Origin of the sequence: Paenibacillus sp. 1781tsa1 (assembly GCF_024159265.1) — a bacterium.
Taxonomy (GTDB): Bacteria; Bacillota; Bacilli; order Paenibacillales; family Paenibacillaceae; genus Paenibacillus.
The window spans coordinates 5,275,095-5,299,413 of sequence record NZ_JAMYWY010000001.1 but is presented as its reverse complement, the minus strand read 5'-3'; the positions used below and the strand labels follow the sequence as shown (position 1 = coordinate 5,299,413).

Genomic DNA, 24,319 nt, shown 5'->3' with positions numbered 1-24,319 from the left:
TAAGAAAGAGGGATGATATGATGAAACAGGCTTATTGGTTAACAAACGTGACTGTGGAGCGGGGTTATGTTCGGGAGGGAGAACAGGTGACGGGGACACGGACAAGCCCCGCTCATCTTCGGATTGAAGATGGACGGATTGCCGCGATTGTAGAAGGAAACGACCCGCTGTCTATCGATCTGCCACAAGTAGATGGCAAGGGACTGCTACTGCTGCCTTCGTTCGAGGAGGCACATATTCATCTGGATAAAACGTACTACGATGGGCCGTGGACAGCGGTTAAACGTATCTACAGTATTTTCGAACGTATTGAAGAAGAGAAGGTTCTGTTGCCCAAGCTGCTACCAGATGCGAAGCGTCAAGCGGAGAGTATTCTGACCTTGATTCAGGGGCACGGCTCCACTCATGTGCGTAGTCATTGCAATATTGAACCCGTCAGTGGCTTGAAAAGACTGGAAGCTACACGGCAGGCTCTGGAATCATTTTCGGGCAAAATCTCTTCGGAGATCGTGGCTTTCCCGCAGCATGGACTGCTTCGCTCCCATTCAGTGGAGCTTATGGGCCAAGCGATGCAGGAAGGTGCAACACATGTGGGTGGGCTCGATCCCCATACCGTGGACGAAGACATCGAGAAATCACTGAATGCCATGGTCGAACTGGCTGTTCAGCACCAGGCGGGCATTGACATACATCTGCATGATGGAGGGCAGGCCGGCAAACAAACGCTGTTGGAACTCGTCAATTTGACCGAAGCAGCAGGGCTTCAGGGCAAAGTTACCGTGAGTCATGCGTTTTGGTTCGCCCGCGCAGAACAGCAGGAAGCGGAAGATATGGCGCAGCGAATGGCTTCGCTTGGGATGAGCATTGCTTCCACGGTGCCCATTGGCAGAACGATGATGCCTCTTCCCATGCTCCATCGTATGGGCGTGAACGTGAAGCTGGCCACAGACAGCCTGACAGATCATTGGTCTCCTTTTGGCAATGGGGATCTGCTTGAGAAAGCGGGACGCTTCGCAGAACTGTACGGATATAGTGATGAATTGTCCTTGTCTCAATCTTTGGCGTTCGTAACAGGGGGTGTGACACCGCTGGATTCACAAGGGGAACAAGTCTGGCCGAAGGTGGGAGACACAGCGAGTTTTGTGTTGGTCCACGCAAGTTGTTCGGCGGAAGCCGTTGCGCGGCGATCTGCGCGGCAGGCCGTATGGTACAAGGGGCAATTGGTGAGCGGATCAACAGCGGATTGAGGAAAATAGAGCGGGTAAAACCACGGGAAACCGTGGTTTTTTGGCATGGAAAAAAAAGAGGAAAGAACTGTTCGCAACTACCACATTTTGGGTTATGATGGACGTAGTTAATGAAGGGAGCACTACGAATGAAGATTGAATATGCAACGGAAGCTGACTACGACTATATCATGGATAGAGATCGGCATATCCATCATGCAATTGTGAAAACGAAGATCAATGAGAAAGAAATATTCATCCTATGGGACGAGGACGAGGGATCAAGAGTTGGATGGATGAGGTACGGTTACTTTTGGGACAACCTTCCCTTCATGAATATGATCTGGATAGATGAACCCTACCGAAACGGCGGATATGGCAAAAAAGTGGTGCATCACTGGGAAAGTCTAATGAAGCAACAAGGCTTTGATACCGTGATGACTTCAACGCAATCAGACGAGCATGCCCAACATTTCTATCGAAAGCTGGGGTATGTTGATGCAGGGGCTCTGTTGCTGGATACACAACCCTTGGAGATTATATTGATCAAGAAAATCTAGTGAATTAGCCTGCAAGGAGAGAGGATTGTGGGTATGGAACAAGTGACGTTACGACCTATAACCAAAGAAAATGAACTTGAGTGCATCCACCTTAAGCCCCGGGAAGATCAGCTAGATTTGGTAGCTAGCAATGCGGATTCATTGATTCATGCAACGAAGGAAATTACGTCCAAGCCATACGGCATTTTGGCAGAGGATCAGATGGTCGGTTTTATTTTATTTGACAACGAGATTTACAATGACGGGTATTACTGGATTCTGCGCTTCATGATTGATGAGAAGTACCAGGGGAAGGGTTACGGGAAACTTGCTATTCAAGAAGTGGTTCGTATGTTGCAAGAGAGAAGTGACTGCCAGCAAATCAGGGTATCCCATGTTCCACATAACATGGCGGCAAATGCGCTGTATAAGCGTTGCGGATTTCAGGACACGGGTGAATTCGAGGACAACGGTGATATCATTTTAAGTTATCAAGTGAAATAACAGGGAGGGGAAGCTTGATGATAAGAGAAGCAGAAGCTAGGGATGCAGCGGTTATCGAAAGACTGTATACAGAATTATTGCCAAACAACTTAAACACGAAGGTACTGGCAGAACGGATTGAAGAGGTTCGGAATAACCCAAACAGTTTCTTGTTTGTGTATGAACTGGGTGATCAGGTGATCGGCACGGCTCATTTACATATTTGTCTGGATGCTTTGGTGGAAAATAGACCATTTGGCGTAGTTGAGCGGGTTATCATTACGGAACATGTGCAGAGCAAGGGATATGGATCTGAATTGATGAAACATATAGAGCATGTATGTGTGCAGAAAAATTGTGTGAAGGTGTTTCTTACGAGCGGATCATCCAGAAACGAAGCACACCACTTTTACACGAAATTGGGGTACAACGGAGAATCCAGCAAGGTATTTAAAAAGTATTTATAACTTATAACATCATCAAAGAAAAGGACGTAGAAGCAAAGAAATGAAAGATAACAAACATCCGGTGCAAGATCCCCGACTCATCGTTACTTTGCTCGTGGCTACTCTTTGTTGTTTAGGTGTTGTGATGTATTTACGGGCCCAAACAGATACGAATATGTATCGCTTTTTAAGTTGGGATATGTTCCTGGCATGGGTGCCATTCATTATCTCATCCTGCATTAGATACATATTTCATAAGAAAGTAACCACAACGAGCGTTATATGTATGTGGTTGATGTGTGCAGTATGGCTCTTTTTTCTGCCCAATGCGGCCTACCTTTTTACGGAGATTCTGCATTCATTCCGATATTTTGATGCTCAAGGAGAGGTTAGATTTTGGGTTAATATTGATTTTTGGTATGGACTCACCCTGACGTTTGCCGTAGCGAACATCGGATTGCTGCTCTCGACTTGTTCGATTATTCAAATCCACGGCATGTTAAACCAATTAGTTAATAAGTACATTAGTATGATGGTTATCGGTGTTATTTTGCTATTGAGCAGTATCGGGGTCTACATTGGCAGATTTAATCGGTGGAATTCGTGGGATGTATTATCCAGGCCCGGGAGGATATTCGAGGATATTGTGAATGATTTTAATGCAGCGAACAGCATGATGGTTGAGTTTGTTGCCATTGTATTTACGGTTCAACTTTTTGGATACGTTATCGTATCTTTGCTAACCGCAAGGTCTAGAAGTTAATCTTCATTTGAAAGGGTAAAGGATCTGAAATGATGAAATCAATAACAAAGGAAATTACGGAAGAATTGTTGGCTGTGATGGATATGTACCAAAGAATCGCGCGGCAATTAATCGATCAATTGATATTGGAAACCGATCAGCCTGATCGCGAGGAAATTCTCGCAGGGGCGTATCATCTGCTGTCCAATGCGGATGTTATCCATGGTGAAGAAGAATTAACAGGAAATTGGTATTTTGATGTTCATGGCGAGCACTGTATGTTCAAGAATACCGAAACAGGGCAGACATTGGAGGTTTTCCTTGGTAGTCCAGCGGATGTGGGCAACATGGACCCCTACTTTTTTTACAATTTTATAAAAACAACGCCAGAGCTTGCCCACCTGACTTCGTATTTCGAGAATCCATTTAAGGACATGTTGGATTTCTTCGAACGTATGGAGGCACAGCATGTGTTAATTCATGTTCACGGGGTGGCGTATAGAAAGGTTCTTTGATTGCTGTACATGTAATTAGAATTGAGGAGGAATGACGTATGAGTTTAACGGAGTGGTCCACAGATATACTTCAATATGATCTGTCGGATGAATACTCGATTCGCAGAGCTGATTTTGCCGAATGGGGATTATATTGTACGGTTTATTATGATATGCGTTATGTCGGATTTTTCAGGGAGGAAGAGTTCAGTTCTTCCAAGATCAGTGCCTACTGGATTTACAAAGGGGAAAGCAAAATAGGTGGCGTGAGAATGGAGCCTAACCGGATGTATCATTTGTTTTTTATCCCGCCATTCCAGCAGTGCTTTGAGGTATTGAAACTTCTGAAGTATACATTAGTACAGTGGTCGGATCGCACCAAACGCATTCTGACCTTTGAGATCCTTCCGGACCAAGTCGATCTGTTCGCCCGAGCTGGGTTCTGGCCAGTGGAGTTCAGATGTCGCTGGATGCAGCGGCCTACAGATCACTTTGACATCGAATGGGACAGCAGGGTAACCGTGAAGAGTCCAGAGATTATCGAGAGCGAAACCGGCAACAGAAGATATGTGAATGAAGATGAGATTGCCAGATGTGACCTGGAGAGTTTTGCAGGAAGTCTTGAAGCTACACGAAGAAAACATACAACGCTTGCAGATTTTATTCCAAGCGATGACCCTAATTATACGAATGAGATTCTAACTCAGGCCTCTACACTTGTATACGATAAAGAGACGGGGCAGCTTATTGCCAACTGTCGTCTTTGTCTGCAGGATAATCAGGCTGCCGTATATAGCATAGGGGTTCGGCCGGCATATAGAGGCAGAGGGCTTGCTACACTGATGTTACAGAGAGCTTTGAATGAACTTAAGGGTAAATATCCCGTGCTGCGATTGTATGTGATGCAAGGGAATGATGCGGAGTCCGTATATCTGAATCTGGGCTTTATTCCAGGCGTACAGGAGATTCAGACGATGTATATCCCAGAGGAGGAGTCTCAATGAAGGTTGCTATCTTAACCGATATTCATGGGAATGTTCCTGCGCTTCAAGCGGTACTGGCTGATATGGATTCCAGAGGAGACATTGCGCACATATTTTGTTTGGGGGATATGATCGGTATTGGCCCTTACTCCAATGAAGTGATAGAGATGTTGTACAGCCGTAATAATATGATAGCGATTTCGGGGAATCACGAAGAGGCCGTATTGAGTTTGCTGCAACATAAGGGTCCATTAGAAGGGCATAAAGGCATGGCTGAACACCACGAATGGATAGGTCAACATTTGAGTGCGGAATCGATCAAGAGAATACAAGCTCTACCGAAATTTGTTGAAAAAGAGGTAGAAGGACGTCAGTTCCTTTTGACTCACTATCATATGAACAACGACAAGCTGGATGTTATCGATAAAGAACCATCCGGGACCAAATTGGACGCAAGGTATCAGGGAACGGCTCATGATTTGGTTTGTTTTGGTCATCATCACATTCTTCATTATTATAGGACAGATCAACGAATCTATATGAACCCGGGAGCTTTAGGCTGTAATGATCTCGCCATTGCCAGATACGGAATCGTGGATCTCCAAGAGGGGAAAATCGATGTGAAATTCATTGGCGTTCCATATGACAACAGAGAGTATCTGCAGTCGTATGAACGGTTGAACGTTCCGGATCGAGCTTTTATTTTGAAGGCATTTCATGGGAATCAGTTGGAGAGAGAGTACGGTGGAGAGTGATTCTCGTAACAGCGTTTTGTTTTTTTGGAAGGAGAAATACACATGGGAATGATCATTATGTTGGTGGTTTATCTGTTCCTCGGTATTTATGTTGTGAAAGTTGGAATAGATAACTCAAAAAATAGTAAGCACACAAAAGAAATATTATCAGAGTTAAGGGAAATAAAAGACTTATTGAAAGAGCGAAGGTAAAGGAGGAGTGATGACTATGATTCACGACCTACAAGGGGAAGCCAATATGGCACCTGTTGTGGGGATGTTATTATCCGCTGTAACAGAGAATAGTGAGCGACTTAAATCAATTACAGAAGGTATGTCGCAAGAAGAGGTAGATTACAAAGGGAGACGGAACCAGTTTAATAGTACAGCTCAATTAATCCGACATATTACGTTCGTTGATATGAATTGGATTTATAGAATAAAGGGAGTTGTCCTTCCGCAGCCATTAATAGAGCAATATGGTCCTATGATCGATGAAAATAATAGATTTCCCCTGGTTCAAGGTGTGTCACGTGACACACTTATCTCTCAATATGAGGGTGTATTAACCCTTCTAAAAGAGACATGCACACATTTAGCGGATGCTGATCTAGGTCGAGTCGTTACTTTTGGACATCAGAACGAAAAGCAAGCTACGATACGTTGGGGATTATGGCACATGGCTGACCATAACCGTTATCATCAAGCTCATATTAATCAGTTAAGAAGATGGTTCCAAACATAAACTGATTACCAATACGTTCTTTACCGATCCTCATCGACAGGTCATTCTTCTAATGTATTTGTGTAGAACTAAAGATCATCAAGTGAATCTTTCAGAAGAACATAGTGAATACAAGTTGGCAACCAGATCTGAATTATATCATTACCTGCCCTATGCAATTACTTCAGATCTGGAGAAAAATAATGTTTTTGAGAAAATCAAGTTAATCGATTAGGTGAAAAAATTAACCCAATACACGAATAACAATATCCTGATCATGATTACCAAAACCGGCACCATAGATCGTTAAACCTCCTACGTTGGGGCTTGTCTCGTCAACCGTAAATCGAAGCGTCCAGAACGGTTCGTCTAGTTTGACATCTTTGAGCGTAATGTCTGACATCCGCTCACCATCCATGTAAGTACCGGAGGTATCAATGCGGATGGTCTTTAATAATCCGTATTGATTCACATTGCGATGCCACCATTCTGGCGTATACTTGCCGCGCGCTGCCCTGCCGAAGTCGGCAGGGCTTGTCCATGTTCCAAGCGGAATACCGTTAAAGGTGAATTGAATATCTGAAGGCCAATGATCCCGCAATCCCGGAGCTTCAGAGGCTAGTTCCATCGAAATTTCGATAGCATCGGTAGTCTGATCCGGTAGTACAAAGTTAGGTGTTTTATATTCAACATAACCTTTCCCAAACCACAGAATTGCAGCGTGTACCCGCTCGGGATCAAGGAAGTAACGCGGATCATCCCAGACGCCGATTTCTTTCTCAAGTGTGCCTAGCCCACAGGTAGGGTGAATATCAAAAGCAGTATAGTGTCCGACAGATATTGTCTGTTCTCTGGTTCGTGAAGTTTGGCTTGCGGATGGCAGCTCGATCTCAATCTGATTTTGCTTGAGGTAACATAATTTGTGTGTTCCCCCGTTGATCCGAACTCGTCTGCTCCCAATTAGACCCGCATCCTCCAGTTTGCGAATATGCATCGTGACAATGGAGGGGCTAAGCTCTAATACTGCGGCAATATCCTTCACATTCATTTCGCGATCTGCAATCATATCCATGATTCTCCATCTGACTTCGCTTGCAAGTGCCTCATATAAAGAAAGGAACTGGGGATCCCCATTTGCTTTGATCATCTGTACAACTCCCTACCCTCAATTTTCTAAAATCACATATATATTAATTTAATGAAATTAACTCGAAGATGCAATCCAGATTCATTGCAAGTTAATCGCCAATAGTGTTTAATTTTTTTAGTTGATACGAAGTTAAATTCTTATATTTGTGAATTCTGAAATAAGAGATGGAGTGGAGTAATGAAATACAATAATCCTGTTGTAAAAGGTTTCTATCCAGACCCTAGCGTGATTAAAGTCAACGATACCTACTATATGGTGTGCAGTTCTTTTCAATACTTTCCGGGCGTGCCGCTCTTTGAAAGCAAGGATTTGTTGAATTGGAAGCAGATTGGTCATTGCCTCACTCGTAAAAGCCAGATTCAGCTCGAGACGGTGAATAGCTCCGGAGGCGTATTTGCTCCAACGATCAGGCATAATGACGGGCGTTTTTATATGGTCACAACGAACGATACGACGCATCAGAATTTCTATGTATGGACGGACGATATCTACGGAGAGTGGTCTGAGCCTATTTATGTGGATCAAGGCGGGATTGATCCCGATCTGTATTTTGAAGATGGAAAGACCTTGTTTATGAGTAACGGGGTTGATGATCAAGGCGTTGGCGGAATTGTACAGTGTGAGATTGAGATCGAAACCGGCCGCAAATTAACCCCAGGACGGACCATCTGGAACGGGACAGGTGGACGATATCTGGAAAGTCCGCATCTGTATAAAATGAACGGTTATTATTACCTGCTTGCAGCTGAAGGTGGCACCGAATATGGCCACATGGTTACGTATGCGCGGGGAACATCTTCTTCAGGTCCATTCGAGGCTTATGCGCACAATCCGGTTCTAACCAATCGTAATCTGGGTGGATATGAACTGCAGGGTGTGGGGCATGGTGATCTGGTTCAGGATGATCGGGGGAACTGGTGGCTCTTTCACCTGGGATTCCGACAGATTGGCAGATGGGCTACGTACCATCATCTGGGCCGAGAAGTATTTCTGACTCCGATTACGTTTGGTGAAGACGGATGGTTTACAGCCGGGCATGAAGGCACGACACTGACGAGTTTTGAGACTAATCGTATTCCTGAAACGGTGATCCAGCAGGATAAGAAGCATTATACGTTTGAAAATACAAACTGGAACCTCGACTGGTGTTACCTTCGTCATCCGAACACAGAGCATTATCAGCTTGAATCAGATAAGCTTACGCTAACAGGAACTGATGTAACGCTGGACGTTCCGGCATCCCCAACGTTCATTGGGCTACGTCAAAAAGACTTTAATGCAACAATTTCAGTGAATGTTAGTCTGACGAGTGGAGAAGCCGGGATCACGATCTACATGGACGAGAATCATCATTATGAAGTGGCTATTCGTGGGCAGCAGGATGGTTATAAGGTGATTGAGCGTCTAAATATCGGTGATATCAAATCGATAGAACATGAAGTGAATCTGGGAAATAAAAAGCATGCAACGCTGGTAATCCGCTCAAGCCAGGAACGCTACAGCTTCCTGTTTCAAGTAGATGGTGAAGAGGTTCTGCTGGGCACGGCACAGACGAGATACCTATCCTCGGAGGTGGCAGGAGGTTTTACAGGCGTACTTATTGGGTTATACGCGAGCGGGCAAGATAATTCAGCTGAGTTTACAAATTTCAAGTGTGATTATCATTGAGAAGTTATGAGGAGGGCCTAAGGGTCCTTCTCTTTTTTTTAATTTGTGGCAAAATATAGATATATTAATAAATGCCAATAGAAGAGAGGTATGCAAACGTGGAAGTACATTATAAAATGCCAGAATCCTTAGAAGGCATCGTTCGAATAGATAAGGAATTACGTAAACAACATGATGGGACCCTTCAGGATTATATGGGGTTTTATATTAGTTTTAACAATGATGATGATAGATACTATTGTACGCCAGATGATGCCATCATATTTGGAAGAACAGGGGCAGATGGTGACCATTTTGCTTTTTTCACTTTTAACAGATCCATTAGTGATTTGGAAGAAGCTCCGGTTATCTTTATTCAACCTACGGCGTTTGGTAATCAAGTAACTTTAGTGGCCAGAAATCTTAAGGATTTTGTAGCATTATTTATTAATCTTAAGGAAGTGTATGTTCTGGAAAGATTTCGATTTTATAAGAACAAATTAGATTTTATGAACGACTATAACGATAACTATATGGAAGATATAAAGATGCGAGAGAGTGATAATCAATTAATTATTGAACTGTTAAAAGAGAATATTAAAGGGATAACAGAAATTGATGATGTATACGAATACATGATTGAATCCAAAAAACAAATAGAACTAGGGATAAACAATGATGATTTTGCATGATATCTATATGGCATCACTAAATAATCTACATGTAACAAAAGGTTAAAAGAACGTGTTATTTAATTATATAGCTTGATTGGATACCAAGGAGGAGTTGTATGGAGGATCAATGGAGAATTGAAAAGTATGATCCGGCATGGCGTGATTTGTTTCTCGAAACGGGTTCGAAATTAAGAGAAGCGTTGGGAGAAAAGGCCGTGCAGATTGATCATGTCGGGTCCACTTCCATTGTGGGAATAGACGCCAAACCTATCATAGATATACAAATATCTGTTTCTAATTATGAGAATCTGTTGGACTACAAACGTGAGATCGAAACCGTCGGATTTGTATTCAGAGCAGAAAATCCGGATAAGACCAAACGTTACTTTCGTGAAGAACCCGGAAGCAGAAGGATACATATACACGTTAGACAGGCAGGCAGTTTCTCTGAGCAGATGACCTTGCTGTTCAGAGACTATTTAAGGGAGCATCCAGAAGATTGTTTGAACTATGCAGAAGAAAAGCACAGACTCATGTCATTGTATAAAGATCAGCGTCCCAAATATGTTGAAGGAAAAGGGCCAATGGTGTGGAGCATAATACAGAGAGCACATCGTTGGTCTCAAGATATCGGATGGCAGCCGGCAAAATCTGACGCATGAGCACATCCAATGAATAGAGATAACTTGTATTGGAGTGATGAAATGAGATGAACATGGGAAGAAAGCTGATAACAACCGTTCTAACCATCATTTGTTTTACTTTGGCTGCAAGTCTCATATCGATGAATGAATCCTACAGTTTTGATTTTTATATTCTTATTTATCTGGTATACGCGACTCCCTTGATCCTGTTGATTGGGCTACCTTTATCGATATTGCTAGACTATCTGCTCAGCCGAATACAATTCCCTAATCATGTGTTGTATCTAAGTACGAGGATATTAGGCTATGCATGTGCTGGAGTTCTAGGTATGTATATTTATTATGCGGTCATGGGCGCAGGAGAAGCAATCTTGGATTTCAAAGAGACGTTAGTTCTGACCTTATTTGGCGTCCTTGCTGCTATTCTATTTGTACTGATTGATATGGGATTGGAAGTTTTGTTAAAGATGCGAAGCAGAAAGAGCTGAATTAAATTGATTCGTCAGGAGGAGAGGTATTGGCGATTAACAAAAGAATAATGAATCTATCCGCCTGGCTTGCTGTATTAGCCATCATATGTATTCCTGGAACTTTACATACTGAGGATGGACCGCTCCGAACAGAGTATGGTTTCCCGATCCGATTCTTTACGGATTATCATGATGCCAACTCGGACGGAACAATCTGGTTTATATCTGGCATCTCTTTAAATGTACTTCTATATTTGTTCAATGTGCTGTTTATTTATGCAGGTATTCATGTAATCTTATATATTAAAAAGAGATTAACTAGAACGTAAAGATGGAGTGATGACGATGAAACAATTTCCAGTAGAATGGAAGTCAGACAGGCTCATGATTTCAGACGTGAAAGAGTCCGACATTCCTGAACTTCAGTCGATTTATGATACCAGTCGATACATGCATCAATGGGATGGACAAGAGCATGATCTGAATTATGTGAAGAAATGTGTTGAAGAAGGTCACCTTCCACCGGGAGGCAGGCTGGAGAATTATCGAATTCAATCCATTCGCACGCATGAAGATGATCGCTATATTGGGTTGTTAAGTGTGTACCATGGGTATCCCTCGGAGGATTCGATTTATCTTGAATTTCTATATATCCAGAGCGAGATCCAGAAGAAGGGGTACGGACGAGAATTAATTCAGGCACTTACACTCCAGTGTTCCGAGCTTGGTTACAAGGAAATTCGAATTAACGTGGCACTCAAAAATTGGCCTGCATTACGCTTCTGGATCAAATCCGGATTCAATCAGATTAGCGGAATGTATGGTGATCTTGAACATTCGGAGGATACCTTTGCCAATACAGAATTGATCAAATCTCTCTGAAAAAATAGCCGATAAAGGGGAATATACCGATGGAAACCTTCTTTCGTTATAACTGGATGGTGCGTGAGCAATGGTATGCGTGGTGTGAGGATATATCGCTTGAAGAATTGCTTCGGCCTCGCACGGGCGGAGTAGGCAACATATTACAAACGTTATTTCATATCATTGATGTAGAGTGGAGCTGGCTTCAGTTGCTTCAGGGTAAACCGGATGATGCCGAAAATTTTGCAAACTACCAGAATCTTGAGGCAGTAAGACGATTCGATCGCAAGTTACGTCCGGATGTGGAGGCATTTGTAACAGCATGGGAGCCGAGTATGGAAAAAAGAGCTTATATTGATCATCGCTCAGGTGGCAATGTCGCTACAGATTCATGGGGAGAAGTCATGCGACATGTGATCGCCCATGAGATTCACCATATGGGACAGCTATCGGTATGGGCCAGAGAATTGGGCAAGCAGCCAGTATCCGCCAATGTCATTGGCAAAGGACTTATTCTACCTGACTAAATGGAGAGATCGCCAGGAGATGGAAGGATGGAGGGGAACGATGATTACCGGACTCAGCCAGATAGATTGGATACAACTGGATGATCGTGTCCAGCAGGTGATTGAACAGGAGGTTCAGATCATTCCGTTGTCACCTGGACTGGAAGCTAGTGTAATGAGAATTGAAATGGGTGAGCAGCGGTACGTATTGAAGGTCTGGGACAAGGATTCCAAGCCGGATATCGCCAAACAATATCGATTATTATCCAAGCTCTATCAAAGTGGAATTGGTGTTTCTCAGCCCTGCGGTTGGGGATTTGACGACCAACAGAATCAGGTGTTGTTAACGAGCTATGATGGAGAGCCGGTTACCCTAGTAACACAACCCAAACTGACACAGTTGGCTGAGCGATTAATGGAGGTTCATCGTTATCCGGTGAATAGAGTGGGTGTTGGAGAAGATGAAGCATACATATCCAGGTACGATTTTGTTGAATACTTTTTTCCTCAGATTGAGTCGCATGGAGGTATAAATGATCTTCTAGCAAACTTGATCCAACATGTCCAGATCAGGCAGGAATGTTTGATTCATGGTGATTATAACCTGGGAAACATTCTTGAAATGGACGGTCATTACACCATTATCGATTGGACGAATGGGCAATACGGTGATCCAAGGTACGATATAGCATGGTCTGTTTTTCTGATCACCATCTATAATGGGGAACGTTACGGCGAGGTGTATCGCGCTCAATTTGCACGTTCTGCAAGTTATGTGTACACGCTGGAAGAGGAACAGATTTTTGGAGCAATAGCTTGCCTGCGCTGGATTCTGTTAAGGCGCGTTGGGCATGTACCCATGGGGCCAGATGTAATGGAAAGAGTTCACAGCATAGCTGTACATAATCCATATTTGAATGAACACCTGCTGTAATCCTAGTCACGGAATATCAATGACGACAGGATATGATTGAATGAGAGTGAGACCGCATGTGTGTGAATAAAATTAACAGCCAGTCCTAAACTAGCGATCCTCGCATACCTATGTTATAGAGGAGCGTGATCGATATGGAGCAGAAAGTTCAATCCTATTTTGAATTGAAGCAGCAGCAAAAAGATATTGAGCAGCAGTTGTCTGTACTACGAGACGAGATTGTTGCGTATTGTGCAGAACAAGGAGTTTATGAGACGCAGGTTGGTGGTTACACGGTGAAAACGGTGCTTCAGCACCGGAAGGAATACGATGATCAGAAGCTGTATGCTTCTCTTCCAGACCCGGACATCTGGCGATTGTTGTCCAAGGTAGACAGCCATAAGCTGAAAAGTCTCATCAAGCTGAACATTCTGTCCGAGGAGCAAATTAATCCGGCATGCACAGTGAAACAGGTAACCTTGTTACAGGTAGACAAGCTGTAACGTTTCATACCCTCTTTGTACATGAGTTAAATTTAACTGAACATCACAATCACAAAACACCTACCAAGAAATGTTCTGTTGCGATGAGCAGTGGCACAAACAGGGAGGTGTTTTTGTTGTGCCAACAGGGCTCGGGATTATAAATAGTTAAATATGAGGGGGAAGAAGTATAATTTGTTCATTGTAAGCGTATTCAACAAACGATATGATGAATAAAAAATGGGCAGGGAGGAATTGTAAATGCCAACCGAAATTCCATCACTACATGCTGCGTACGCTAATACGTTCAAAATAGGTGCTGCTGTACATACCAGAATGTTGCAGTCCGAAGGGAATTTCATCGCCAAACACTTCAATAGTATCACAGCTGAAAATCAGATGAAATTCGAAGAAATTCACCCGGAAGAGGATCGTTATACATTTGAGGCGGCGGATCAAATTGTTGATTTTGCCGTTGCCCAAGGGATTGCGGTTCGCGGGCATACACTGGTCTGGCATAATCAAACATCGAAATGGGTTTTCGAGGATACTTCGGGTGCTCCCGCTTCCAGAGAACTGTTATTGTCCCGCTTGAAGCAACATATTGATACAGTGGTAGGTCGATATAAAGGGCAAATATATGCATGGGATGTCGTCAATGAAGCGATTGAAGATAAGACCGACCTATTCATGCGGGACACGAAGTGGCTACAGCTAGTGGGAGAAGACTATTTGTTGCAAGCATTCAGCATGGCTCATGAAGCAGATCCCAATGCCCTTCTTTTCTATAATGACTACAATGAGACGGATCCGGTCAAACGGGAGAAAATATACAATCTGGTTCGGTCTTTGCTGGACAAGGGAGCACCTGTACATGGAATAGGCATGCAGGGACATTGGAATATTCATGGTCCTTCAATTGAGGAGATCCGAATGGCTATTGAGCGTTATGCTTCACTCGATGTACAGTTGCATGTTACAGAGCTGGATATGTCGGTGTTCCGTTATGAGGATCGTCGAACCGATCTTACTGCACCCACTCCAGAGATGGCTGAATTACAGGAACGTCGTTATGAAGAAATCTTCAATTTGTTCCGTGAGTACAAATCATCCATTACCTCTGTAACATTCTGGGGAGTAGCGGACAATTATACCTGGTTGGACCATTTCCCGGTACGTGGACGCAAAAATTGGCCTTTTGTTTTTGATCAACAGTTGCAGCCAAAGGAATCATTTTGGCGTATAATTAATCCTATGTCCTGAACATCAGGTAAGTGGAGAGAATCGGTCACGATGTGGCCGATTTTTTGCTGTACTCAATATAGATTATACAGTAAGGCTATCTCGTGCGTGATTGAATACTACGCTTGTATGTGTGTATGTATATGGATTTTTATGGAAAATTGTGATAGGGTAAAAGAAAGGAAATCTCGAAATAATATTCTTTTTCCGAAATGAGTTGAGAAGATGGATCGCACCCGCAATTATCTGTTAATATTTGCAGGAAACTTGGTCGCTGCCTATTATATTTTTGAAGAAGGTACTTTTGCCAAACCGCTGATGTTTGCTACATTCATGCTGTTGCTGATCTTGACAATCGATTACATGAAAAGTAGAAACAAATATACATTGGATTAGGGTATGTCCATGTTTTTAAACGATTCTGGAGCATAGGGTCGTTTTTTTATTGCAGATAGAACAGCTTCCATTTACATCAAGACCATTGTTCATTACACTTGATGAGTAGTACCTTTTTAACTCAGTTTTCGTTAACTCAATTCAGATCATCAGGAGGATATCATTATGCATCAATCCGCACATATTCAGGAAGCAAGAGATTACATATTAAACCGAATCCATACCAAACCTGCCGTAGGCATGATTCTGGGTTCGGGACTGGGAGCGCTCGCGGACGAGATTGAAAATGCGACCGTTATTCCGTATACAGATATTCCGTATTTCGCGCAATCGGAAGCCATCGGTCATGCCAATGAATTGGTTATTGGTGAACTGATGGGCAAAACGGTTGTAGCGATGAAAGGCCGCCTTCATTACTATGAAGGATTTACATTGGACGAAGTGACTTTCCCGGTTCGCATCATGAAGGCGCTGGGTGTCGAGCAATTGCTTATCACCAATGCCTGCGGAGCCATCAACACAAGCTTTGAGCCGGGACAACTGATGCTGATTACAGATCATATTAACCTGGTGGGCAACAACCCGTTGATGGGACCGAATAATGCTGAACTAGGTGTGCGCTTCCCGGACGTATCACAGGTATACAATCGCGAACTGCGCAGCATTGCCCTTAAGGTTGCAGAAGAGCAGAATGTTGGCCTGCAGCAAGGTGTTTATGCATGGTGGAGTGGCCCGGCATATGAGACACCAGCGGAGATTCGCATGATTCGTACGATGGGTGCGGATGCAGTGGGGATGTCTACGGTACCTGAAGCGATTGTTGCCATCCATGGCGGTATGAAGGTACTGGGCATTTCCTGTCTGACCAATATGGCCTGTGGCATTCTGGATCAGCCGTTAAGTCATGACGAAGTCATTGAAGTGGCTGCCCAAGTGAAAACAACCTTTATTGGTTTGGTAAAAGGTATCTTGAAAGAAATCTAATCGCGTGAATTATTTCTATTCTAGGCCGCGATGGATGGGATAAAGTTTCCATCCAGACAAGTCGAAACCACAAAAAAACGTATGCTTCACGAGTTGTTACTCGTGAGACATACGTTTTTTTATTTTGCCGAACCATGAACCATCTGAGCATGATCGGCCATGATTGCTGGTGTGGACTCCCTGATGATGGGTTTGGTCACAATGTGGGAGACCTGATACGGCTGTGTCGGGCTATTAATCCGGGATAACAGCATCTCCGCAGCTTTGATGCCCATCTCATTGCTGTAAATATGAACTGTCGTTAATGCAGGCTCAATAATTCGGGATTGGGGTGCATTATCGAATCCGCATATCGCAACATCCTGCGGAACGGAAACGCCTCTGGTTTTCAAAGCCCTGATCAGATCGACTGCTAAAAAATCATTAGCGCATACGTATGCGGAAGGTATGGAAGTTAGCTCTGCCACCCGCTGGTTCAACCATCCTGGCTTGGAGAAGCATAGGCGATCATTATCTAGGATGCAGTGGGATAGGTCGACCTGCAACCCCGATTCGAGCATAGCCCGGTGATATCCAACCCATCGTTCATTAAAGCTCTTACAGTGATTGTAGTCTCCAACAAATCCGATACTTGTGTAGCCGCTCTCAATTAATTTTGTGGTTATCTGATAGATGCTGTGTTCATTCTCCATAAGGAGCAAATCTGCATGGAATTCGGGATAACATATGTTGGAAGCGCAATCGATAAAGATCGTGGGGATGCCCAGATCGGTAATCAGCTGAGTGTACTCCAGATCAAATAATTCAATGCAAATGATGCCGTCTACTTTGGCAATATCAAAATTGTTGGGAAGTGTAAGCGCATCTTGATCTTCTTCACGCACGATATGAATCGAGAGATTGTATCCCTCCGCACTGATTCTTTTCTCCAAACCGCTGATTAACAACGAACCAAAGTGAGATGTATTAGGCAGGTTTTCAGTTAACAAGGCGATATTGCCCGGGGCCTTGGTTAAAACATGCTCATTTTCCATATAGGCAAACTGTTTATATTTGAGTTCAATTGCTTTTTTGATTACACGGTTTCTAGTCTCATCCGGGATGTTTCCGCTATCGTTCAATGCTTTGGAAGCCGTATTCCTGGAGATCCCCAAAGCATCAGCGATGTCTTGTATCGTGACTTTTTCCTTTGCCATCTCATGCTTCACCTCTAATCATCAATAGTCATCCATATTCTTCTCTAAGTCAAATGTATAATAGAACGGGACAAATAGCAATCTCTGTTTTACAAATGCACAATTGTGTTTACATTTACATGGGCGAATTCTATTTTCATAATTGTTCCAGAAGTTTCGTTAATTAGTGTAACAATGATGATCTATTACAATAATGATATAGAAATATCTATGCTGTTATTAACGATTCAGTGTTGTATATATGCAAATTTAATCCTCTTTAGTTACATTGATGCAAAGATAAAATGATCAAATGCACAAATATTTTTTTACAAAACGTATTGACTAAATCCGTTGAAACCTGATAAATTGTAAATTATTAAATAGGCAATTGTAAATATTGAAAGCCCTTACTGAAAACAATTGTCAACTTCTAGAATGAACGGGGGTATCGTGTTGGATAACATAGCCGACAGCAAAAAGGGCGAAGGAAGGGTACTGAAAGTGAGGACGACAAGCGGTCATAGGTTGCAGCAGCTCAAAAAAAATTACTTTTTATATATGTTGCTTGCACCAGCCTTAATCTTGACCCTTATCTTCAAGTACATTCCGATGTACGGAGCCATCATTGCGTTTAAGGATTTCAGTCCGATCAAAGGCATCATGGGAAGTGATTGGGTGGGACTGAAGCATTTTGAGAAATTTATAGCTTCACCCAATTTCGATATCATTTTAATGAATACGCTTAAACTCAGCTTTTTGGGATTGATATTCAGTTTCCCGGTGCCCATTTTACTGGCACTCATGCTGAATCAGGTACGCAAAGCTGGCATCAAGAAAAATATCCAATTGTTTCTGTACGCACCCAATTTCATCTCGGTTGTTGTGGTTGTGGGTATGCTGTTCATCTTCCTCTCACCGACAGGGCCAATTAATCAATTAGCCACATGGATTACAGGTCAGCCGATCATGTTCATGTCTGAACCGGAATATTTCCGCTGGATCTACATTTTGTCCGATATCTGGACCGGAGCCGGCTGGGCTTCCATCATATACGTTGCGGCTTTGGCCAATGTTGATCCGGAGCTTCATAATGCGGCTAATCTGGATGGAGCCAACCTCCTTCAGCGTATTCGCCACATTGACCTTCCAACGATTCGTCCAATTATGGCTATCGTCTTTATCCTTGCAGCGGGTGGCATTATGTCCATTGGATTTGAGAAGGCCTATCTGATGCAGACGTCCATGAACCTGCCTTCCTCCGAGATTATTGCCACGTATGTCTACAAGGTGGGGCTGCAGTCTGGAGATTACGCTTATTCTGCGGCAGTGGGATTGTTCAACTCAGTTATCAATGTGATTCTGCTGGTGACGGTGAATCTGATTGTGAAGAAATTGAATGAAGGCGAAGGCCTCTATTAGGAAAGGAGTATTATCCATGGTTGTTAAACACACGGGAATGGATCGATTGATCCTCACACTCAATGCCATCTTTCTCACCTGTGCTGTACTGGTTGTGGTTGTTCCCCTGATTTATATTGTTATCGCCTCATTCATGGACCCCACGGTGTTACTGAATCGTGGACTGTCCTTTAATGTATCGGACTGGAGTCTGGACGGATATCAGATGATTTTGTCCAATCCAGCCATGATCCGAGGGTTTGCAAATGCGGTATTGTACTCGGTTTCTTTTGCACTGATCACCGTGACCGTATCCATATTTGCAGGTTATGCATTGTCGGATGATAGGCTCGCGGGACGTGGATTTTTCATGATTATCTTTATCATTACGATGTTCTTCGGCGGGGGATTAATCCCTACTTATCTACTCATACGTAATCTCGGCATGCTGGATACGGTGTGGGCCATCATCATCCCTGGAGCCGTTAACGTCTGGAACATTATCCTTTCCAGAACCTTTTTCAAAGGAGTCCCTCGGGAACTGAAAGAAGCAGCGAATGTGGATGGTGCCTCCGAAATGAAGATTTTCTTCCAGATCGTCATTCCGTTGTCGAAACCGATCATTTTTGTACTCGCACTTTATGCGTTCGTTGGGCAATGGAATTCCTATTTTGATGCAATGATCTATCTCGATAACCCGAATCTGCATCCGTTACAGCTCGTTCTGCGTTCCATTCTGATTCAGAATCAGGCTGCACCGGGCATGATCAGTGATCAGCTCGCGATGGCAGAACTGAAACGGCTCTCCGAGATGATTAAATACTCAGCGATTGTCATTTCGAGTCTGCCACTCATCATCATGTATCCGTTCTTCCAGAAGTATTTCGAAAAAGGTGTCATGGTCGGTTCCCTCAAATAGTGAACAGCCTGCGATACAGTAAGTTGATCCAATCCAACTCATGGAGGTCATTATTATGAAAAAAGTGAACAAATCCAGAAAAGCCGTTACAACGGCGTCCATTTCCATGTTATCTGCAATGCTCTTTTTAACCGCCTGTGGCGGGGGTGGAGGCGGCGCGGCAAGTGAGGCGCAATCACCTGATGGCAAGGTGACATTGAATTTTATCACGCAGAGTTCTCCGCTGGCTCCCGCTGATCCCAACGACAAGCTGATTAATAAGCGACTCGAAGAGAAAACCAATGTGCATATCAACTGGAAGAACTATACGAGTGATGTATTTGCAGAAAAAAGAAATCTGGCGGTCGCCAGCGGTGATTTGCCGGATGCTATTTTTGATGCAGGTTACGGGGATTATGATCTCCTGAAACTGGCGAAGGACGGGGCGATCATTCCACTTGAGGACATGATTGAACAACAGATGCCCAATCTGAAAAAGGTGCTGGAGGAAGCTCCCGAATACAAGAGCATGATCACGGCTCCAGACGGACATATCTATTCATTCCCATGGATTGAAGAACTCGGAAGTGGCAAACAACGGATTCAGGCAGTAGATAACTTGCCTTGGATTAATGTGGAATGGCTGAACAAGCTTGGACTGAAGATGCCAACGACAACCGAAGAACTGAAAGAAGTATTGATTGCGTTCAAAACCCAAGATCCTAACGGCAACGGTAAGGCAGACGAAATTCCGTTATCTTTCATTAACAAACCGGGCGGAGAAGATCTAACATTCCTCTTTGCGGCATTTGGACTCGGAGAGAACTGGGATCATACCGTGGTAACCAATGATGGGAAAGTGGTCTTCACGGCAGCTGATGAAGGCTACAAAGAAGCGGTTAAATACATTCATGAGCTGGTTCAGGAAGGTCTCGTCGATGTTGAGTCGTATCAGCAGGATTGGAACACTTATCTTGCGAAAGGCAAGGACAACAAGTACGGCATGTACTTCACTTGGGATAAGGCTAACATTACAGGCATGAATGATACGTATGATGTTCTGCCTCCGGTTGCTGGACCTAACGGCGAAGTTAATGTCACAAGAACAAACGGGATTGGGCTTGATCGTGGTCGCATGGTCATCACCAGCAGCAATAAAAACCTGGAATCCACAGCGAAGTGGGTAGACCAATTGTACGATCCGCTCCAATCCGTACAGAACAACTGGGGTACCTATGGAGATGATAGTCAGCAAAATATTTTTGAATTCGATGAAGCCAAAGGCATGCTGAAGCATCTTCCGCTGGAAGGCTCTGCACCAGTTGAACTTAGACAAAAAACCAGTATCGCAGGACCATTGGCCATTCTCGACAGTTATTATGACAAATACACAACCAAACCGGAAGATGCGGCTTGGCGGATGGAACTTCTCGACAAGGTTATGGTTCCGCATATGAAAGCGGAGAACGTATATCCAAGTGTGTTCTTCTCCATTGATGAACTGGATCGATTGTCCACGATCGAGACCGATCTCTTTGCCTACGTGTTACGTCTGCGTACAGAATGGTATCAGAACGGGAAAATAGATCAGGAATGGGATGCTTACTTGAAAGAGCTGGATCGCCTTGGATTGCAAGAATGGCTACAGATTAAACAAGCGGGATATGACCGTAATAACAAATAAAGAAAAGTACGGAGGAGAGAAACCATAATGTCGACAATTCTTAAACAAGATTACAGAAATGAATACCATTTTTCACCGAAAGAGAAGTGGATGAACGACCCGAACGGCATGGTGTTTTTCAATGGGGAGTATCACTTGTTCTACCAGTATCATCCGTTTGGTACTACATGGGGACCGATGCATTGGGGTCACGCGGTAACCCGAGATCTCGTCACTTGGGAGGAACTTCCTGTAGCTCTGGCACCGGATGAACATGGCATGATCTTCTCCGGCAGTGCGGTGGTGGACTGGAACAATACTTCCGGATTTTTCGAAGATGAGCCGGGGTTGGTAGCCATTTTTACACATCATCTGGAAGTACCAAATGATCATCCTGTTCAGCGTCAGAGTCTAGCGTATAGCAAAGACAGTGGCAGAACCTGGACCAAGTACGAGGGGAATCCGGTATTAACGCACGAATCCTTTGTAGATTTCCGTGATCCCAAAGTGTTCTGGCATGAACAGACCAAGGAATGGATTATGATTATCGCTTGTGGTCAAACGGTATGTCTGTATCGTTCTCCCAATCTGAAGGATTGGAAACTAGGAAGTGAATTCGGCGAAGGGATCGGTTCACACGCTGGTGTGTGGGAATGTCCGGACCTGTTCCCACTTGCAGTGGATGGAGAATCAGGGCAGGAGAAATGGGTAATGCTCGTTAGCATCGGTGCAGATCCTGCTTGTATAGAAGGCTCCAGAACGCAATATTTCACCGGGGATTTTGATGGAAGTACATTTGTCCCAGATGAGGCCTCCCACACGATTCGCTGGATTGACCATGGTCGGGATAACTACGCAGGAGTTAGTTGGTCCGACATTCCGGCTGAAGATGGCAGACGCTTGTTTATGGGTTGGATGAGCAACTGGATGTATGCCAACCAGACGCCAACAGAAGATTACCGTGGAGCCATGACCATTGCCCGGGAGCTTACACTTGAGACAAGAGCAGGAGAAGTAAGACTGATTCAACGTCCTGCGCGTGAGCTTGAACAAGCCCGAACCGCAGTATTATCCCTACAGGATGTTTCGATTGAGCAAATGAGTGAGCAGTTGAACGCTTTGCAACTAGTGAACTATGAGATCCATGCAGAGTGGACTCCAAATCAGTCGTTCCATTTTGCACTAAGAAGCGGCGCAGATCACGAGACGGTCGTTGGTGTAGACGCCAATCGAGGTGAAGTATATATTGATCGTACTCGATCGGGCATCGGCAATTTTCATGAACTTTTCCTGAGCCGTCATACAGCTGAGTTAAAGGCGCCGAGTGCGAATCAAAGTTTGCGTATCTTGGTAGATCATTCATCTGTGGAGGTATTTGCAAATGACGGTCAGGCCGTTATTACGGATCTGATCTATCCGGATGTGGACTCCAAGGGCATCTCTGCTCATGCCGAAAATACCGATCTGGTATTCTCTTCACTTCATATCTATGAGATATCATCGCCCCAGGCTAAAGGTTAATTGTAATGAAGGGAAGGAGTGCAGAACGATGCGTATTGGAGCCATAGAAGCGGGCGGAACGAAGTTTGTATGTGGTGTAGGGAATGAGCATGGACACATAGAAGATTGGATCAGCTTTCCAACAGAACACCCTGAGACAACTCTGGCCAAGGTAATCGACTATTTTAGGGATAATGGTGTGGAAGCCATGGGGATTGGCTCCTTTGGTCCGATTGATCTGCAACCGGATAGTCCCACCTATGGTTATATTACAACAACACCTAAGCCAGGTTGGGAGAACTGTAATGTGGTTGGAACCTTGAAGCATGAATTTCCGGTTCCTATCGGATGGGATACGGATGTGAATGCTGCCGCGCTGGGTGAAGTGACGTGGGGAGCAGCGCAAGGACTGGACAATTGTGTATATTACACGATTGGCACAGGCGTTGGTGTCGGAATTGTGGCAGGGGGCCAACGAGTACATGGATTGTTACATCCCGAGGGTGGACATATTCGGACAAGACGCCATCCGGACGATCACTTTGCCGGATTATGCCCGTATCATGGCGATTGCCTGGAGGGAATGGCAGCAGGGCCAGCCATTGAAGCTCGATGGCAGATCCCTGGTAGTGAACTTCCAGCAGATCATCCGTCGTGGGAGATCGAATCCTTTTACATTGCGGAGTCGATCACCACGGCCATCCTGCTTCATTCGCCGCAGAAGATCATCTTGGGTGGCGGTGTGATGCAGCAAGATCATCTGTTTCCTCTGATCCGGGAGAGGGTTGTACGGAATCTCAATGGTTACGTGAATGCTGCTCCAATCACGCAACATATTGACCAATATATCGTCCAGCCCGGATTGGGCCAGCATGCAGGTCTATGTGGTGCGCTCGCATTGGGTCTGGAAGCATTGCAACATGCGGCACAAGTTTCACATGCTTCGTAGTTTTATTAAATAATGACATCCCGGAAGGGACGGCTGCGGGTTCGCTTATTTTGTTAAGCTATACAAGTTGAACTAAAGATTATTTACACGGACACTACGATGACAGAATAACCTTCCAATCGCTGTTATCCCCAGATTTTTTGATCCCCTTTTCTTAAGGGGAAATCCGGTGATAAAGGCGAACGCTTCGCTTTTTCAGGTTTTTTCTGTCCTCTCCGTTATTGTGTAAATGATTAGTTCAACTTATATAGCCTTTACTGTCCTTTTACTTTTTGGATGGAGGATCTAGCTGGAAAATATAATACGTTCTTAAATCCGATGTTGCTCAAGTCAGCTGCCAAAGGTATGATTTTGAGTGTCTATCTCTATCGTGCAATAAAACATTCAAAA

At 44.0% G+C, this 24,319-nt stretch carries 29 protein-coding genes; 27 read left to right on the top strand and 2 right to left on the bottom strand.

The window, feature by feature from the left end; genetic code table 11:
- The first annotated feature begins 20 nt into the window (after positions 1–20).
- The 10 genes from NKT06_RS23885 to NKT06_RS23840 all read left to right on the top strand — a co-directional run bounded on the left by NKT06_RS23885 (position 21) and on the right by NKT06_RS23840 (position 6,392).
- Complete coding sequence (locus NKT06_RS23885) at positions 21–1,247, top strand: amidohydrolase (RefSeq protein ID WP_253442740.1); 1,227 nt, start codon at positions 21–23, stop codon at positions 1,245–1,247.
- Positions 1,248–1,375: 128 nt separating this feature from the next.
- Positions 1,376–1,786 carry a GNAT family N-acetyltransferase gene (locus tag NKT06_RS23880; RefSeq protein ID WP_253439957.1) on the top strand — a complete coding sequence of 137 codons (411 nt, stop codon included), beginning with the start codon at positions 1,376–1,378 and terminating at the stop codon, positions 1,784–1,786.
- A gap of 33 nt (positions 1,787–1,819) precedes the next feature.
- Positions 1,820–2,269 carry a GNAT family N-acetyltransferase gene (locus tag NKT06_RS23875; protein ID WP_253442738.1) on the top strand — a complete coding sequence of 150 codons (450 nt, stop codon included), beginning with the start codon at positions 1,820–1,822 and terminating at the stop codon, positions 2,267–2,269.
- A 17-nt stretch (positions 2,270–2,286) separates the two neighbouring features.
- On the top strand, positions 2,287–2,715 hold the full coding sequence (locus NKT06_RS23870) for a GNAT family N-acetyltransferase (protein WP_253439954.1): 429 nt from the start codon (positions 2,287–2,289) through the stop codon (positions 2,713–2,715).
- A gap of 40 nt (positions 2,716–2,755) precedes the next feature.
- Entirely contained in the window at positions 2,756–3,457 is a 702-nt protein-coding gene (locus NKT06_RS23865) for a DUF1361 domain-containing protein (protein WP_367399874.1), read from the top strand.
- 29 nt (positions 3,458–3,486) lie between these two features.
- Positions 3,487–3,951: a DUF6896 domain-containing protein gene (locus NKT06_RS23860; RefSeq protein ID WP_253439951.1), complete on the top strand. Its 465-nt coding sequence runs from the start codon at positions 3,487–3,489 to the stop codon at positions 3,949–3,951.
- Between the two features lie 38 nt (positions 3,952–3,989).
- A complete protein-coding gene (locus NKT06_RS23855; protein ID WP_253439948.1) occupies positions 3,990–4,934 on the top strand; it encodes a GNAT family N-acetyltransferase in 945 nt (314 codons plus the stop codon).
- Positions 4,931–5,668: a metallophosphoesterase family protein gene (locus NKT06_RS23850; RefSeq protein ID WP_253439945.1), complete on the top strand. Its 738-nt coding sequence runs from the start codon at positions 4,931–4,933 to the stop codon at positions 5,666–5,668. The genes NKT06_RS23855 and NKT06_RS23850 overlap by 4 nt, the downstream gene beginning before the upstream one ends.
- A 42-nt stretch (positions 5,669–5,710) precedes the next feature.
- Entirely contained in the window at positions 5,711–5,860 is a 150-nt protein-coding gene (locus NKT06_RS23845; protein WP_253439943.1) for a hypothetical protein, read from the top strand.
- 16 nt (positions 5,861–5,876) lie between these two features.
- The gene (locus NKT06_RS23840; RefSeq protein WP_253439940.1) at positions 5,877–6,392 is read left to right on the top strand and encodes a DinB family protein; all 516 of its coding nucleotides are present in this window, start codon (positions 5,877–5,879) and stop codon (positions 6,390–6,392) included.
- A gap of 223 nt (positions 6,393–6,615) precedes the next feature.
- On the opposite strand, the gene NKT06_RS23835 is transcribed toward NKT06_RS23840, so the two are convergent.
- Positions 6,616–7,518: an ArsR/SmtB family transcription factor gene (locus tag NKT06_RS23835; RefSeq protein ID WP_253439937.1), complete on the bottom strand. Its 903-nt coding sequence runs from the start codon at positions 7,516–7,518 to the stop codon at positions 6,616–6,618.
- A gap of 180 nt (positions 7,519–7,698) precedes the next feature.
- On the opposite strand from NKT06_RS23835, the gene NKT06_RS23830 reads away from it, so the two are divergent.
- From NKT06_RS23830 to NKT06_RS23775, 12 genes are all read left to right on the top strand, one after another.
- Positions 7,699–9,189: a glycoside hydrolase family 43 protein gene (locus NKT06_RS23830; protein WP_253439934.1), complete on the top strand. Its 1,491-nt coding sequence runs from the start codon at positions 7,699–7,701 to the stop codon at positions 9,187–9,189.
- A gap of 98 nt (positions 9,190–9,287) precedes the next feature.
- A complete protein-coding gene (locus tag NKT06_RS23825; protein ID WP_253439933.1) occupies positions 9,288–9,860 on the top strand; it encodes a hypothetical protein in 573 nt (190 codons plus the stop codon).
- 98 nt (positions 9,861–9,958) lie between these two features.
- On the top strand, positions 9,959–10,504 hold the full coding sequence (locus NKT06_RS23820; protein ID WP_253439931.1) for a GrpB family protein: 546 nt from the start codon (positions 9,959–9,961) through the stop codon (positions 10,502–10,504).
- Between the two features lie 47 nt (positions 10,505–10,551).
- Positions 10,552–10,974: a hypothetical protein gene (locus tag NKT06_RS23815; protein WP_253439927.1), complete on the top strand. Its 423-nt coding sequence runs from the start codon at positions 10,552–10,554 to the stop codon at positions 10,972–10,974.
- A 29-nt stretch (positions 10,975–11,003) separates the two neighbouring features.
- Positions 11,004–11,285: a hypothetical protein gene (locus NKT06_RS23810; protein ID WP_253439924.1), complete on the top strand. Its 282-nt coding sequence runs from the start codon at positions 11,004–11,006 to the stop codon at positions 11,283–11,285.
- A gap of 16 nt (positions 11,286–11,301) precedes the next feature.
- Positions 11,302–11,838, top strand: coding sequence for a GNAT family N-acetyltransferase (locus NKT06_RS23805; protein ID WP_253439921.1), 537 nt, complete (start codon positions 11,302–11,304; stop codon positions 11,836–11,838).
- 29 nt (positions 11,839–11,867) lie between these two features.
- A complete protein-coding gene (locus NKT06_RS23800; protein ID WP_253439918.1) occupies positions 11,868–12,347 on the top strand; it encodes a DinB family protein in 480 nt (159 codons plus the stop codon).
- A 40-nt stretch (positions 12,348–12,387) separates the two neighbouring features.
- Positions 12,388–13,260, top strand: coding sequence for an aminoglycoside phosphotransferase family protein (locus tag NKT06_RS23795; RefSeq protein WP_253439915.1), 873 nt, complete (start codon positions 12,388–12,390; stop codon positions 13,258–13,260).
- 134 nt (positions 13,261–13,394) lie between these two features.
- Positions 13,395–13,742, top strand: a complete 348-nt coding sequence (locus NKT06_RS23790) for a hypothetical protein (RefSeq protein WP_253439912.1) — start codon at positions 13,395–13,397, stop codon at positions 13,740–13,742.
- Between the two features lie 240 nt (positions 13,743–13,982).
- Positions 13,983–14,984 carry an endo-1,4-beta-xylanase gene (locus NKT06_RS23785; RefSeq protein WP_253439909.1) on the top strand — a complete coding sequence of 334 codons (1,002 nt, stop codon included), beginning with the start codon at positions 13,983–13,985 and terminating at the stop codon, positions 14,982–14,984.
- 204 nt (positions 14,985–15,188) lie between these two features.
- Entirely contained in the window at positions 15,189–15,359 is a 171-nt protein-coding gene (locus tag NKT06_RS23780; protein ID WP_253439906.1) for a hypothetical protein, read from the top strand.
- A 165-nt stretch (positions 15,360–15,524) separates the two neighbouring features.
- Positions 15,525–16,343, top strand: coding sequence for a purine-nucleoside phosphorylase (locus NKT06_RS23775; protein WP_036617166.1), 819 nt, complete (start codon positions 15,525–15,527; stop codon positions 16,341–16,343).
- A gap of 119 nt (positions 16,344–16,462) precedes the next feature.
- On the opposite strand, the gene NKT06_RS23770 is transcribed toward NKT06_RS23775, so the two are convergent.
- Positions 16,463–17,539, bottom strand: a complete 1,077-nt coding sequence (locus tag NKT06_RS23770) for a LacI family DNA-binding transcriptional regulator (protein ID WP_253439903.1) — start codon at positions 17,537–17,539, stop codon at positions 16,463–16,465.
- Positions 17,540–18,079: 540 nt separating this feature from the next.
- Between NKT06_RS23770 and NKT06_RS23765 the strand changes: the two genes are divergently transcribed.
- The 5 genes from NKT06_RS23765 to NKT06_RS23745 are packed head-to-tail and all read left to right on the top strand — an operon-like array spanning position 18,080 to position 23,929.
- Complete coding sequence (locus tag NKT06_RS23765; RefSeq protein WP_223200008.1) at positions 18,080–18,940, top strand: ABC transporter permease; 861 nt, start codon at positions 18,080–18,082, stop codon at positions 18,938–18,940.
- A gap of 16 nt (positions 18,941–18,956) precedes the next feature.
- On the top strand, positions 18,957–19,838 hold the full coding sequence (locus tag NKT06_RS23760; protein ID WP_036617174.1) for a carbohydrate ABC transporter permease: 882 nt from the start codon (positions 18,957–18,959) through the stop codon (positions 19,836–19,838).
- 55 nt (positions 19,839–19,893) lie between these two features.
- Positions 19,894–21,501, top strand: coding sequence for an ABC transporter substrate-binding protein (locus tag NKT06_RS23755; protein ID WP_253439900.1), 1,608 nt, complete (start codon positions 19,894–19,896; stop codon positions 21,499–21,501).
- A gap of 27 nt (positions 21,502–21,528) precedes the next feature.
- Complete coding sequence (locus tag NKT06_RS23750; protein WP_253439897.1) at positions 21,529–23,001, top strand: glycoside hydrolase family 32 protein; 1,473 nt, start codon at positions 21,529–21,531, stop codon at positions 22,999–23,001.
- Between the two features lie 28 nt (positions 23,002–23,029).
- Positions 23,030–23,929, top strand: a complete 900-nt coding sequence (locus NKT06_RS23745) for an ROK family protein (RefSeq protein ID WP_253439894.1) — start codon at positions 23,030–23,032, stop codon at positions 23,927–23,929.
- The last annotated feature ends 390 nt before the right edge of the window (positions 23,930–24,319 follow it).